The sequence below is a fragment of the Pseudomonas sp. DL genome, assembly GCF_047199225.1.
Lineage (GTDB): Bacteria > Pseudomonadota > Gammaproteobacteria > Pseudomonadales > Pseudomonadaceae > Pseudomonas > Pseudomonas aeruginosa.
In genome coordinates, this window is sequence record NZ_CP178323.1 from 6,426,984 (window position 1) to 6,440,106 (window position 13,123).

At 62.0% G+C, this 13,123-nt stretch carries 12 protein-coding genes; 8 read left to right on the forward strand and 4 right to left on the reverse strand.

What is annotated here, in order from left to right; translation table 11 throughout:
• Positions 1–64 precede the first annotated feature (64 nt).
• The 4 genes from ACI766_RS29935 to cfaB all read right to left on the reverse strand — a co-directional run bounded on the left by ACI766_RS29935 (position 65) and on the right by cfaB (position 4,866).
• Complete coding sequence (locus ACI766_RS29935) at positions 65–463, reverse strand: DUF1850 domain-containing protein (protein WP_003458383.1); 399 nt, start codon at positions 461–463, stop codon at positions 65–67.
• Positions 460–2,484: a TRAP transporter permease gene (locus ACI766_RS29940; RefSeq protein ID WP_003099653.1), complete on the reverse strand. Its 2,025-nt coding sequence runs from the start codon at positions 2,482–2,484 to the stop codon at positions 460–462. The genes ACI766_RS29935 and ACI766_RS29940 overlap by 4 nt, the downstream gene beginning before the upstream one ends.
• A gap of 74 nt (positions 2,485–2,558) precedes the next feature.
• Positions 2,559–3,518 (reverse strand): TAXI family TRAP transporter solute-binding subunit, encoded by a 960-nt coding sequence (locus ACI766_RS29945; RefSeq protein WP_003097103.1) that lies wholly within the window; start codon positions 3,516–3,518, stop codon positions 2,559–2,561.
• Between the two features lie 163 nt (positions 3,519–3,681).
• A complete protein-coding gene (gene cfaB, locus ACI766_RS29950) occupies positions 3,682–4,866 on the reverse strand; it encodes a C17 cyclopropane fatty acid synthase CfaB (protein WP_003099645.1) in 1,185 nt (394 codons plus the stop codon).
• A 237-nt stretch (positions 4,867–5,103) separates the two neighbouring features.
• On the opposite strand from cfaB, the gene ACI766_RS29955 reads away from it, so the two are divergent.
• From ACI766_RS29955 to ACI766_RS29990, 8 genes are all read left to right on the forward strand, one after another.
• The gene (locus tag ACI766_RS29955) at positions 5,104–5,727 is read left to right on the forward strand and encodes an HAD-IB family phosphatase (protein ID WP_003099642.1); all 624 of its coding nucleotides are present in this window, start codon (positions 5,104–5,106) and stop codon (positions 5,725–5,727) included.
• 457 nt (positions 5,728–6,184) lie between these two features.
• On the forward strand, positions 6,185–6,919 hold the full coding sequence (locus ACI766_RS29960; RefSeq protein WP_003158562.1) for a tRNA-dependent cyclodipeptide synthase: 735 nt from the start codon (positions 6,185–6,187) through the stop codon (positions 6,917–6,919).
• A 2-nt stretch (positions 6,920–6,921) separates the two neighbouring features.
• Positions 6,922–7,890, forward strand: coding sequence for a 2OG-Fe(II) oxygenase family protein (locus tag ACI766_RS29965; RefSeq protein WP_003100204.1), 969 nt, complete (start codon positions 6,922–6,924; stop codon positions 7,888–7,890).
• Positions 7,887–8,828, forward strand: a complete 942-nt coding sequence (locus tag ACI766_RS29970; protein WP_003100208.1) for a 2OG-Fe(II) oxygenase family protein — start codon at positions 7,887–7,889, stop codon at positions 8,826–8,828. The genes ACI766_RS29965 and ACI766_RS29970 overlap by 4 nt, the downstream gene beginning before the upstream one ends.
• Positions 8,825–10,255 carry a cytochrome P450 gene (locus ACI766_RS29975; RefSeq protein ID WP_003100210.1) on the forward strand — a complete coding sequence of 477 codons (1,431 nt, stop codon included), beginning with the start codon at positions 8,825–8,827 and terminating at the stop codon, positions 10,253–10,255. The genes ACI766_RS29970 and ACI766_RS29975 overlap by 4 nt, the downstream gene beginning before the upstream one ends.
• A gap of 25 nt (positions 10,256–10,280) precedes the next feature.
• Positions 10,281–11,162 carry a 2OG-Fe(II) oxygenase family protein gene (locus ACI766_RS29980; RefSeq protein ID WP_023132409.1) on the forward strand — a complete coding sequence of 294 codons (882 nt, stop codon included), beginning with the start codon at positions 10,281–10,283 and terminating at the stop codon, positions 11,160–11,162.
• Positions 11,163–11,190: 28 nt separating this feature from the next.
• Entirely contained in the window at positions 11,191–12,138 is a 948-nt protein-coding gene (locus tag ACI766_RS29985) for a 2OG-Fe(II) oxygenase family protein (protein WP_014603451.1), read from the forward strand.
• Between the two features lie 47 nt (positions 12,139–12,185).
• Complete coding sequence (locus ACI766_RS29990) at positions 12,186–13,076, forward strand: 2OG-Fe(II) oxygenase family protein (protein WP_003100219.1); 891 nt, start codon at positions 12,186–12,188, stop codon at positions 13,074–13,076.
• Positions 13,077–13,123 lie beyond the last annotated feature (47 nt).

Below are 13,123 nucleotides of genomic sequence, written 5' to 3' on the forward strand. Positions count from 1 at the left end.
AGCAGCTCCGGCTTCGTCGTTTTTATGGATGTGGACTGGCGTCTCAGGGTTATCCACAGGACGTTCAGTCGCTCGGGTCCCGTATCGGACACGCCCAGAGTTCGACCGCCGGGCGCTCACGGTCCGGCGGACCGATCCAGCGCGCCAGCGCATCGCAGCGCCCCTGACGGCAGATCCGGTAGTCGCCGGCCTCCGGTGTGCGCCCCAGCCGCAACGGTTGCAACGGCGGCACCCCACGGTGGTAATGCCAGGCGCCGTCACGCAGCACGGCGCCCTCGGGAATCTCCATCCCCGCCCCGCTGCCCCGCACCCGGGCCTCTTCCAGCAGCAGGCCGCGCTCACTCAGGCGATAGTCTTCTTCCCAGAGCACCTTCTCGACCGTGTGTTGCCAGGCCAGGGTGAACGACTGCAGCGGCAGCGTCGCCCAGACGCTGCCGGCCATGCCCAGACACAGCGCGATCACGCCACCGCCTCGCGCGCACGCTGGCGCCAGAGGTGCCAGCCGATCACCAGCGCGCCGAGGACGAAGCCCAGCTCGTCGCTGATCGGCAAGGCCAGGACCAGGCTGGCCCCGGCGGCGAACGCCACCAGGCGCTCCCACCAGGCCAGCGGCCCCTGCAGGTAGCCGATGGAAGCCATGCCCCACAGGCCGATGGCCAGCACCGCCTTGCAGGTGACATAGAGCGTCGCCCCCCAACCGCCTTCCTGCAGCATCAGCGCCGGGGAATACACCGCCATGAACGGCACCACGAAACCCGCCAGGGCGATGCGCACCGCCCAGAAGCTGATTTTCAATCCCCTTTCCTTGGCGATCGGCGCGGCCGCGAAACAGGCCAGCGCCACCGGAGGGGTGAGGTCGGCGAGGATGCCGAAGTAGAAGACGAACATGTGCGAGACGATCAGCGGCACCCCCAGTTCCAGCAGCGCCGGCGCGGCGATGGAGCTGGTGATGATGTAGTTGGGGATGGTCGGGATGCCCATTCCCAGGACCAGGCAGGTGACCATGGTCAGGACCAGCGACAGCAGCAGGTTCTCCCGTCCCAGGTCGAGCACGTAGCTGGCGAAGGTGGTGGCGATGCCGGTCAGCGAAATCACCCCGATGATGACTCCCACCAGGGTGCAGGCGATGCCCACCGGGATCGCATGTCGCGCACCTTCGGCGAGGGCGCGGACGCAGATGCGCAGGGTTTCCCGGCCGCCACGGACGAACCAGCAGGCCAGGGCCAGGGCCGCGATCACAACGAAGATCACTCCGATGCCGAGGCGGAAGAACCCCGCGCAGAGCAGCCCCAGCGCCACCCAGAAGGCGATGCGCAGGCCGAGCGAGGACACCCGCAGGATGATCGCCGAACCGAGGATGACGATGGCGGTCAGCGCCAGGCCGATGGTTCCGGAGAACAGCGGCGTGCGCCCGGAGAACAGCAGCGCGATCAGCACCAGCAACGGAATCAGCAGGAACCAGCGCTCGCGGACGGCACCCCAGGCGCTCGGACACTGATCGCGCGGCAGGCCCTTTAGATCGGCCCGGCGGGCCTCGAGGTGGACCATCCAGTACACCGAGCCGAAATACAGCAGGGCCGGGATCAGCGCCGCCTTGGCGATCTCCACGTAGGGGACGTTGATGGTCTCGGCCATGATGAACGCCACCGCCCCCATCACCGGCGGCATCAGTTGGCTGCCCATGCTCGCGGTCGCCTCGACGCCGCCGGCGAACGCCGGCTTGTAGCCGAAACGCTTCATCAGCGGGATGGTGAACTGTCCGGTGGTGACCACGTTGGCCACGCCGGAGCCGGTGATGGTGCCCATCAGCGCCGAGGAGAATACCGAGACCTTGGCCGGCCCGCCGACCCGGTGACCGAACAGGCCCATGGCGAAATCGGTGAACAGGCGGATCATGCCGGCCTGCTCGAGGAAGGCGCCGAACAGGATGAACAGATAGATGTAGGTGGCCGATACGTAGGTCGGCGTGCCGTAGAGACCTTCGGTACCGAACGACAGCTGGTTGACGATCTGGTCGAAGCCGTAGCCGCGGTGGGCCAGGTCGCCCGGCAGGTGTTCGCCGAACAGGCCATAGGCAAGAAACAGCGCGCAGATGATCGGCAAGGCGATGCCCATCACCCGTCGCGCCGCCTCGAAGACCAGGACGATCAGCACCACGCCGACGACCATGTCGGCCTGGGTCAGCTCTCCGGAGCGCTGGATCAGGTCGCCCTCGAAAACCCACTGGTAGACCGCCGTGCCCAGGCCGGCCATGCCCAGCAACCAGGCCAGCGGCTGCCAGGGGCGACCTATGCCGAAGGCGGGATAGCTGATGTACACCACCAGCAACAGCAGTCCGACGTGCATTGCCCGCAGGACCTGGGTGGAAATCAGGGGAAAGGCCGCGGTGACGACCTGGAACACGGAAAAGGCCAGGGCCACGGCGAACAACGCGCGCGGCCAGTTTTCCGCCTCAAGATGCAGCCCGTTCTGATGATCGCTCATGCATCGACTCCCTACAGCCGGAAACGCGGGGAACCCGGTCCGCCGCACGGACCGGGGCTACGGAGAAACGGGCCTCACTCGGGCAGTACGCCCTTCTCCTTGTAGAAGCGCTCGGCGCCGGGATGCAGCGGAATCGGCAGGTTCTTCGCCGCCTTGTCCAGGGCGATGTCCTTGGCGGCAGCATGGGCGGTGACCAGGCGCGGCAGGTTGTCGAACATCAGCTTGGTCATCTGGTAGGCGAGCTCGTCGCTGACCCCGGAGTGGCTGACCAGGATATTGTCGATCGCCACCGTCGGCACGTCCTGCTCCTGGCCGTCGTAGGTGCCGGCGGGAATGCTCGCGGCGTGGTAGGCCGGGCTGTCGATCTTCGCCACCACGTCCGCCGGGATCGCGACGAAGGTGATCGGCATGGTCGAGGCCAGGTCGCGGATGGCCGCCATGCCCAGGCCGGAGGATTGCAGCGTAGCGTCGAGCTGGCGGTTCTTGATCAGCTCCACCGACTCGGCGTAGGGCAGGTACTCCACCTTGCCCATGTCCTCGTAGCTCAGGCCGGCGGCCTTGAAGATCGCCCGGGCGTTCAGCTCGGTACCGCTCTTGGGCGCGCCCACCGAAATGCGCTTGCCTTTCAGGTCGGCCAGGGTCTTGATGCCCGAGGCTTGGCTGGCCACTACCTGGATATAGTTCGGATAGGTATTGCCGATAGCCCGCAGCTTCTTCAACGGCGCCTTGAAGCCGGCGTCGGCGACCCCGTTCCAGGCGTCGGCGACCGAGTCGCCCAGCGCCAGCGCCAGTTCTCCACGCCCGGCCTGCAACAGGTTGAGGTTCTCGACCGAAGCCTTGGTGGCCTGCACCGAGGTTTTCGCGCCCTGGATATCGTGCCCATAGATCTGCGAGAGGCCGACCCCTATGGGGTAATAGACCCCGCTGGTGCCGCCGGTGAGGATATTGATGAAGGTCGGCGCGGCAAAGACCGCGGTACTGAAGGTCACCGTTGCGGCAAGCGTGAAAAGACCGAAGCGTCTGCTCAGCGACATGGGAAGTCTCCTGTTCTTATCGTTGTTGTCGCGCTGTCGCGGAAGCGTCCCGGCTTCCTTCGACCGCGCAGGACTTCGTGCAGACTAGACCGCCCCGCCACGCAGGACAATCAGCAAGGACCGATTGCGCGACCGGCTCCGCAAGGGAGCCGGTCGCCGGCGTTCAGGCGTACAGGTCGCGCCGCGACCAGGGCAGCTCGTGGGAGCCATCCTCGTGGGGGCGAATGGCGAGGATCTGGTGCAGGTTGATCCAGCCGCGCTTGAAGCCGTAGGCGCATCCGGCCAGGTACAGCCGCCAGATCCGCAGGGTTTCCTCGGGCACCAGGCGAGCCGCCTCCTTCAGCCTGGCTTCCAGGTTGGCGCTCCAGAAATCCAGGGTCCGGGCGTAGTGCAGACGCAGGCTTTCCACGTCGACTACTTCCAGCCCGGCTTCGCTCATCCGCGCCACCGCCAGCGACAGGTGCGGCAGCTCGCCGTGGGGAAACACGTAGCGATCGATGAAGTCGCCGGCCCCCTTGCCAACCGGGCGGCCGTCGGTGTAGCGCGAGGTGATGCCGTGGTTCATCACCAGGCCGCCGGGACGCACCGCATCGTACAGTTGCTGGAAGTACAGCCCCAGGTTGGCGTGCCCGACGTGCTCGAACATGCCGACGCTGACCACCTTGTCGAAGCGGCCATCGCGCGGCAGGTCGCGGTAATCCAGCAGCTTGAGGGTGACCCGGTCCTCCAGGCCTTCGGCCTTGACCCGCTCCCGGCCGAGCGCCAGCTGCTCCTTGCTCAATGTGATGCCGGTGACCTCGACGCCGAACTCGCGAGCGGCCAGGCGCGCCAGCCCCCCCCAACCGCAACCGACATCGAGCAGCTTCTCGCCCGGCTGCAAACGCAGCTTGCGGCACAGGTGACGGAGCTTGGCCAGTTGCGCAGTGGCGAGGTCTTCCTTGCCGGTCTCGAAATAAGCGCAGGAATAGACCATTTCCGGATCCAGCCAGAGCTGGTAGAAGTCGTTGGACAGGTCGTAGTGGTAATGGATGGCTTCGGCGTCGGTGTCCTTGTCATGGCTTTCGCGAACCGGCGGCGCGCCGCCATCGGGTTCGCCGAGCGCTTCGCTGAGGGCATCGCCGATACCGATGACCTGGCTGATCGGTCCTTCGATGTCGAGACGCTTCTCGACGTAGGCCTTGCCCAGCGCATCGAGGCTGGGATGGGTGATCTCGGTTAGCAGCGAGGGGTCGCGAATGACCATGGTTACCTGTGGATCCGGCCCCAGATCGAACGCCTGAGCATCGCCGATGCGGATCCGCAACGGCAGTTGCAGGGACAGCAACTCAGAGGGGAGCTGTGCAATCATGCCAAACCTCCTGGTCACAAGACGGGAACACTATAGTCCAGTACCTGATAGAGTTTTGCTATCGACTACTTAGCCTCCTATCTATCGATGCAAAACCCCTGAGCACTCCGATTCAGGTTAGCAGCCAGTCTGCCCATGGATAGTTGACAGTTCTGATATACAAACTTTCCCTTGCTGCAATAACGGAATGACGCATACACCCTGTCAAAGGAAGCGGAAGCGACATAAGGAATGCCGATGAACGAGACCGTATCCCTCGAAACACGCGAAGTACGCTTTCTCTCCGTGTTCGACTTCGACGGTACCCTGACATACCGAGACAGCTTCGTGCCCTTCCTGCGTTTCGCCTTCGGCAACCGGGTGTTCGTCCGCCGCATGCTGCGCATGGCAGGACCCAGCCTGGCCTATCTCTGCCGGCGTATCGACCGCGACGACCTGAAGGCGCGCCTGATCGCCACCTTCCTCACCGATGTGCCCGTACATGTGCTGGAAGAGCGGGCGCTGGCCTACCAGAACCGCTTCTGGGAAACACTGATGCGTCCCCACGCATTGACCGCGGTGGCCGACCAGGTCAGCAGCGGCAGCACCGTGACCATCTGTTCCGCCTCCCCTTCGCTGCTACTCAGGCCGTTCGCCGAGAAGCTCGGCGTGCACCTGATCGCCACCGAGCTGGAAGTGGTAGACGGCGTACTGACCGGCAGGATCGTCGGCCGCAACTGCCGGCGCGACGAGAAAGTCTGCCGCCTGGAGCGGCACTACGGTCCGCTGACCCAATACTCCCTGCGCGCCTGGGGCGACTCGCGCGGCGATACGGAACTGCTGGCGGCGGCGCTGGAGCGCTTCTGGAAACCGTTCCGCTGACCGGTTCGCCTCAAGGCACCGTAACCCACTTGAAACGGGACTGCTGGTAGCGCTCCCCCTTCGGAGCCGAAGAAAGCTGGCTGGCCTGAAACCATCGCCTGCGAAAAAGCCGATGCCCGCAGAAAAATAGCCTTTCGCCATCAACCGATGGCCAAAACCAGATCGACGTTTGGTCGGAACCGGCAAGAGGAATCTGGTCTGCCGGAAACCTCTTCGGTCATCTCGAAGCGGCAGTCAGCGAAAAAGAAAATTCTCGGTCTGGCTTGGACTTAGGGCTATTGGTGGCTATTTGCCCTATAGGGCTTCCGGCAATATCCGGAAATCTGGATTTCTTCTCCGCCCATTAAAATTAATAGTTGTTCGATATTCTACAGCGCTTACCCTCACAACGCCCAGAAGTTGCGAAAACCAATTTACGCAAATAATTCGAACAATTCATTATTTCTGGAATTAGCCAATGAACCTGATAGCGGAAGATTTCAGCACACGAAGCCTTCTAGCGGGTGAGCGGTATAAAGCGAAGATCGCTTTCGTTTCACCACACACCAGGCGTAACAGTTTTGAGGACGAGCCAAAGTGCTTTCTGGGCGTCAGCCTGGAAAATAGAAATTTCACTCCCAACCGCTTCCACTCCATGGTCGAGTGGGCGGCTCGGCGCTTTGAGAAATGCAGTATTTTGATAGGCGACCATATTCACCGGATTACCTTGCAGTCCACGCGGGACATGCCCGAGGAAGATGCCCGCCGCGAGGCCGTCAGACTGGGCGACGCGTTCATGGAGGAAAGCCGGCTCATCGTCGATGCCTACCGACACGCCACGGACTTCCAGTACATAACCTGTTCGGAGATCCAGGCCAGTACAGAATGCAAGGACTTCTATTCAAGTTTGCGTAACTATTTCCTGGAGCACTCTGGATTCCGAGATTCGGTGGAAAAGTTTGGAAGAAACTACCACCGGCATAATTGGGAGAAGTTGAGTGAAGAACAGCAGAGGCATCGCCTCGACTTTTCCTCGCGATATTTTCTCGAAGAGTTTTCCGTATTCGCCTGCCTAGTAAGAAAAGGCTTCAAAGTCATGGCCTATCCCGGTGCTTTCAGTACGTTGGCAGAAATAGCAGCGGGTGACTTTCCAGGAATGCTCGATGAATTGCAGAAACTTACCGTGGTTTCCCTGCAATTGAAAAGGAGATAGGAATGAGTTCCTCTCCCAAGCCGGTGGCCTGGCAATTGAACCGAGGTTCGATCTACCAGGATGTCTACGAGAAGAGAATCGATAAACGTCCTGTAGATACCCTGGCAAAACTGCAAGAGGCCTATCTGGAGGACGAGCATCTGGTCTTCCCCTCCGAACAAACCCGCGTGGCGGCGTTGAGAGATGGCGTTTTCCTGTTGCGGATACCGGACGATTTCCAGGTCCGCGACTGCGACCTGTTCGCCAGCAATTTCTTCAAGGGCCCGGCCATCGCCCCCTACGGTGCATTTCGCGAACTCACAGCGGAAACCTTCGACGATCCCCTGCTGGGTTTTCACGAACGAATCAACCAGATTGAGCAATTCCTGCTGGAACGACGCTTCTGGAAAACCCACTACCCAGAGGAAATCCTCCAGGCCGGCGAACAGCTGACCGCTTACAGTCGGCAGTTGCTGCGTGCCATCCTGTCGCTCACCGACATCGATCCGGAATTCTGGAGCCTGGCTACCGGCGGTGCCTCGGACGCCCAGGGTTCCTACCATTTAACCTTCAATCACTATCGCCCGCGCTTCGCGGGTGTCGGGCTGGCTTCCCACAAGGACGATGGGTTCCTGACGCTGTTACGCACCACCGAACCGGGGCTGGAAGTCAACCGCAATGATCGCTGGGAGGCGCTGGAGCCCTCACCCGATCATTTCGTGGTCAACTTTGGTCTCTCCATGGAAGTGCTTACTCGCGGCTCCTCCACACCCGTCAGGGCCATCATGCACAGGGTCAGGCATCAGACCCACGACCGCTGCAGCTTCGCTCATTTCACCTCCAGTCACTGCACTCCCGGCACCGAGGCAGGCATCTACAGCTATGCAACGGGAGAGGGACTCAGGAGAGTCTGCAGTTCGCGCGACATCATCGACGCGAACGACGAGGAGATCTACCAGGGTACGGTCATCAGGGAGACGGACAATCCATGAGCGGGCTTCCCCAGTTCCATCCCTGCAAGGCCTATCTGGATGATTCCAGGCACCTGGTCTTCAACCAGGCGGATGGCTTTGCGCGGGCGCTACGCGACGGCTTCTTCGCCCTGCGTATTCCAGAAGAACTGGATCTCGCACCAGGTATCCGCTTCGCCCAAGAGTTCTACCAACCTGCCGTGGAAGAGCCCCATGCAGACGCCCGTTACCGGGGTTTCAGGAACCTTCCCGACATCTATTTCGACCGGGAGAACTTCCAGACCGAACATATCCTTGCCGACGCCAGACAACGCCAGGCGTCGTTTCCAGACGAAGTGAACCGACTGTGCGAACGGATGCACGAGATCGCCCGGCTCATCCTGCGTGAGATCCTCGGCAGCCTCGGCGTAGCGCCACGGTTGTGGCCCGACGTCACCGGCGGGACCAGCGAAGGGAAGGGCGTCACCTGGTTCGCCGTCAGCCACTACCGACCCGAGCGCAACATGCAGGGCGCTCCAGCGCACAAGGACACCGGCTTCGTCACCGTCTTGTACTGCGACCAGCCAGGCCTGCAGGCGCGACTCGAGGAAGGATGGGTCGAGGTCCCCCCCATGGAAGGGCATTTCCTGATCAATTTCGGGGGCAGCCTGGAACTTCTCACCGCCAGGTTGCCAATCCCGGCCGCCGCGGTTCTCCACCAGGTCCGACAGAGTTCATCGACGGTGGAGCGGGGCGATCGCTACTCCTTCGCGGCATTCCTCAATCCACCTGCGACCGGAGCGCTCTACAGCCTCACCGCCGACGGCCAGCGCGCCGAGCCGGTCATTCCGGTAGAGACCTTCCTTCGCGAATTCAACGAGCAGACCTGGAAGGACAGCTATACCGATTTCGGCATCGCCGAAGGGCCTGGGGCCGCCGCCCCAGCCGACGACCACGCAAACCGGTACCTGCGCCCATGAACAGCAAAGAGAATAGCGCTCCCTTCCCCGGCCTCATCGCCCATCATTCCGGCTCTTGTCCGGCTACCGGACACGCCGAGGCTTTCCACCATGCCACGGTGTGCCAGGGCCTGGACGCCTCCACCTACTTCGCCCGTTCCGGCATCGCGGAACTGGCGGAGAACAACGAAGGACTCTGTACCTTCTGGCTCGGAGACGACCTGGCGCTCTACCAGACGACCAACGCGCCCCTCGTCGACGACGAGGATCTGGCGCCCTCGATCAATGCGAACGCCGAGCTCTTCGGTTCCTTCCTCGGTTCCCTGCCCGCGCAGGACGAGCGACGCAAGGCCAAGCGCGCCGTGGTCGAACGCGTGCTCGGCAGCAACCGGTTCGTTACCAGTCTGGACCCGCATGTACGCGAAATGGCCCAACACTACCTGCGAGAGGTGGCAGGTCGCTCGCTGCCCTTGCAGGACTTCTGCCTGCACATGGTAGCGCGCATCGACAGCGGGTTGCCCGGCGTCCTGGATTTTCATCAGAAGCCCCTGACCCACTACCTGCAAAGCACCGAATACGGAGTGATCGCCAGGGACTTCTTCGAGATCGCCTCGGAGGTCATCAGCAAGATGAATCCGGAATCGATCGAGAACGCCGACATGATCGTCGAGATGACGCGCGACATGCTGGATTCGAACTACGAATCGATTGTCCGGGCTCCTCCAACGAACATGATCCTCGCCCAGTTCGACTGCTTCTCCCGGCCCTTCACACGCGAAACCATACGAACGCTGGATGCCGCATCACTCAAGGAACTGGGTACGATCATCGTCGCGACCTATGACACCACGGCCCTCAGTCTGCTCTGGACGCTCACCTACCTGGAGGACAATCCAGCCGAGAAAGAACGTCTGCTGGGTGTAGTAGACAACCCGGAACAAGCGCTGGACGAGGCCTACCTACTGGTGCTTGAAGCGATCCGCCTGGGTGGCAGCAACCCCACTGCATTGTGGCGCCGGACCAACCGGCCGATACGCATCCGCCATCGCGGCACCGAGGTTACGATTCCCGCCAATACGATGCTCTGGCTCGATCGACGGCGGGCCAATCGCGACGCGTCGCTGTTCCCCCACGCCGAGCGGTTCGATACGGACAACATCCGGCAGCTCATCCGCAACCAGACCAGCCACGGCCAGGCCGTGTCGCTGCTGGCCAGGAACCGCTACGAAATCAACTCCTTCAACATGGTCAACACCCATAGAAGCCCGCGCAAATGCCCAGGCCGCCTGTTCTCCGTCAGGGAACAGGCGCTGATCCTGACGGAGCTGTACCGCCTCTACAAGGTCTGCGTGACAGAAGCCGACTCCACGCTGGCACCTCACAGTTCCATGCCGCGGCCCCGACGTTCGGGAAACATCATCCTCACTGCCAGGGCCGCCGCCCTGTGAACCTGTACGTCATGGAGAACGCTTGATGAGCAATATCCTTCCATCCGCCCGGATGCTCGACGGCATGCTGCACTTCAAGGAAGAAGACGGTTTCAGTCGCGCGCGCAAGCTAGGTGCCTTCCACCTCGAGCACCCACGGGGCTGGGACTTTTCGGCCGGCATCGCCCTGGCCCAGAGCTATTATCTGGAATCCGAGGTAGACGCCGACAACGCCTTCCGGGGGTTCCATCGCAAGGATCTCGGCAAGTCCCTGCTGGGCTATTCCCGCACAGGTGCCGACCAGGACGAACTGCTGCAGATCGAATGCGGCCTGTGGCGGGAATATCTTCCCGCCCCCGCCGCCGACCTGCTTTGGGCAATGAACGACCTGAACCGCAGTGTTCTCTCGCAACTGTTCGCGCTGGTCGGCATCGAGGAAAGACATTTCGACCTGATAGCCGGCGGCATGTCTTCCAACCAGGCGCTGCAGTACTGCATCTTCAATCATTTCCGCGCTGACAGCGCCCACCCGGTGGGTCTCACCGCCCACAAGGACAGCGGTTTTACCACCCTGCTCTACACCACGGAGCCTGGGCTGGAGTCGCTGGAAAATGGCTCCTGGATTCCTTTCGATCCCATGCCCGGCCATTTCACCCTGGTACTTGGACACTCCTTCGAACTCCTAACCGAGAAGTCCGCCACCCCTGTCCAGGCCAGCTATCACCGCGTCCGCAGAATGGAACCGCAAGAGCGAAAAGCGGACAGGTTCACCTTCGGTTCCTACATCGGTCCGCGCTGGGACCAGGACCTGTACCAGATCAGCGGCGAGACCGTTAAGCCGGTGCAATCCTTCCTCGAGTTTCAGAAACGCAAAGCCGCGGAAATGGGTTACGAATTCCATCCCAAGGTGGAGACGGCTCATCGCTGAGCCCATACATCCTTCGCAGGAGGCGCCAGTGAACACGAAACCGAAAACCGCCAGCTCTCCGACGCTACGCGCTCCGGTCAACCTTCCGGCAATGCCACTGGAGAGCCAGGTCCACCAATACCCACCCATCGAGATGGCGCGATCGCGCCTGCTGGAAAGCAGACTCGTCTTCGATCATCCAGACGGCTTCGAACAGGCGCGCAGGCACGGCTTCTTCCTGCTGGAAGTTCCAGCTCGGATGGACTTCTGCCCTGGCGACCTATTCGTCCGCAATTGCTTCCTTCCCCGAGCAGAGGGCGCCTTGTCCACCTATACGGGGTTCAAGGAATGCCAGATACCAGGGGCCTACCAAGGCTATTTCGACAGGGAGCACGATCAGTGGGAGAACGTCTACATCGAACGAGGCAACTGGTCTCTTATACCTGAGGCCGTGGCTGCACTGGGCGTACAAATGGCGGAGCTGGGTATTGGCGTCCTGCGCGCGGTGCTCGCGGAGCTAGACATCCCCCGCGCGGAATGGGCACGCCTGACCAGCGGCCTGTCCGAAGGACAGGGCCACCAGATGTTCGGCTTCAATCATTTCCGCGCCAGCAAGCCGATCCGTGGTTCCAAGTTCCATCGAGACTCGGGCTGGGTCACCGTCCTGCGCTCCACCGAACCCGGACTGATCGCCTATATCGACGGCCAGCTCCGCTCGATCAACCCACTGCCTGGCCATCTCATCATCAACTTCGGCAGTTCCATGGAAGTGCTTTCCGAACACCTGTCGAGAAAGGTCCACGCTAATGTCCACGGGGTAGCCCGCACCGAGCGCGCGAGCCCGGACGAACGCTACTCCTATGTCGTTTTCCTGGATAGCGATCTGGGCGGCGACATCTACCGATACGGTCCGGCCGGAGCCCAGAAGGTACAGACGGTCCTCGAATTCGCCGAACAGGAGGTCAGCCGGACCTACAACGACGACATCCTCCTCTGACCCCATGCCAGAGGAGTTCACCCAACCGGTCCCGGGGATGACAAACGATGAACCCAAACGCCACCTATGCTCTGGCTTCGGCCGAACTGATCGACGGAAAGCTACGCTTCGACAGCAGCGATGGCTTCGCCCGCGCCATCGCCGACGGGTTCTTCTTCGTCAAGTCACCGAGCCTGGACCTGGCAGCCGGCGATACCTTCGCCCGCAACTTCTACCTGCCTCGCCAGGAGGGCCTCGGCGCGCCCTACCAGGGTTTCTCGCAGTGGACCGAAGATCGGCTGGCGCGCCGGGAAGGATATTTCTCCCGCGACGTCGACCAGGTCGAGCAGTTCTTCCTCGAGAGCCGATTCTGGCAGACAGTGTTCCCAGGCCCTTTGCTGCGGCAGGCCGAACGGATGCGGAGTTTCAGTCTCGAGGTGCTGCGGGCCGTACTCGCGGAACTGGACCTGCCGGTAGAGCTGTGGGACGAGGCCACGGGACGCTGCCTCTCCATGCAAGGCACCTATCACCTGACCTTTAACCATTTCCGCAGCCACGTCCGGGCCCGCGGGCTGAATGTGCACAAGGACTCGGGTTGGGTGACCATCCTGCGCTCGCTGGAGCCTGGACTTGAGGTTCTTCGCGAGGGAGACTGGCTGCCGGTCTCGCCCCGTCCCGGCGAATTCATCGTCAACTTCGGCTGCGCGATGGAGATACTGACCCGTCACTCGGCCACTCCTGTCGCCGCCGTCGCTCACCGAGTGCAGGAACAATTGCCAGGCCAAGCCGATCGCTTCTCCTATGCCCTGTTCGTGGATAGCAGCCTGGACCCACGGACATGCCCTGGCCTGTTTCGCTATCTTCCAGGCCACGGCCTGGTGCTGGAAGCAGATTTCGAAATGTTCCTCAACGAAATTCTGCACAATACTTACCAAGAGAATACCCAGGGTCTATATTGACCCTCCTCCCCGCAGTACCTGCATTCCCCGGAGAGCCGCCGCAAAGT

Bases quoted from the DNA above. Each gene is read 5' to 3' on its own strand.
- ACI766_RS29940 (WP_003099653.1), bottom strand. From the start codon at position 2,484: ATGAGCGATCATCAGAACGGGCTGCATCTTGAGGCGGAAAACTGGCCG.
- ACI766_RS29945 (WP_003097103.1), bottom strand. From the start codon at position 3,518: ATGTCGCTGAGCAGACGCTTCGGTCTTTTCACGCTTGCCGCAACGGTG.
- cfaB (WP_003099645.1), bottom strand. From the start codon at position 4,866: ATGATTGCACAGCTCCCCTCTGAGTTGCTGTCCCTGCAACTGCCGTTG.
- ACI766_RS29955 (WP_003099642.1), top strand. From the start codon at position 5,104: ATGAACGAGACCGTATCCCTCGAAACACGCGAAGTACGCTTTCTCTCC.
- ACI766_RS29960 (WP_003158562.1), top strand. From the start codon at position 6,185: ATGAACCTGATAGCGGAAGATTTCAGCACACGAAGCCTTCTAGCGGGT.
- ACI766_RS29965 (WP_003100204.1), top strand. From the start codon at position 6,922: ATGAGTTCCTCTCCCAAGCCGGTGGCCTGGCAATTGAACCGAGGTTCG.
- ACI766_RS29970 (WP_003100208.1), top strand. From the start codon at position 7,887: ATGAGCGGGCTTCCCCAGTTCCATCCCTGCAAGGCCTATCTGGATGAT.
- ACI766_RS29975 (WP_003100210.1), top strand. From the start codon at position 8,825: ATGAACAGCAAAGAGAATAGCGCTCCCTTCCCCGGCCTCATCGCCCAT.
- ACI766_RS29980 (WP_023132409.1), top strand. From the start codon at position 10,281: ATGAGCAATATCCTTCCATCCGCCCGGATGCTCGACGGCATGCTGCAC.
- ACI766_RS29990 (WP_003100219.1), top strand. From the start codon at position 12,186: ATGAACCCAAACGCCACCTATGCTCTGGCTTCGGCCGAACTGATCGAC.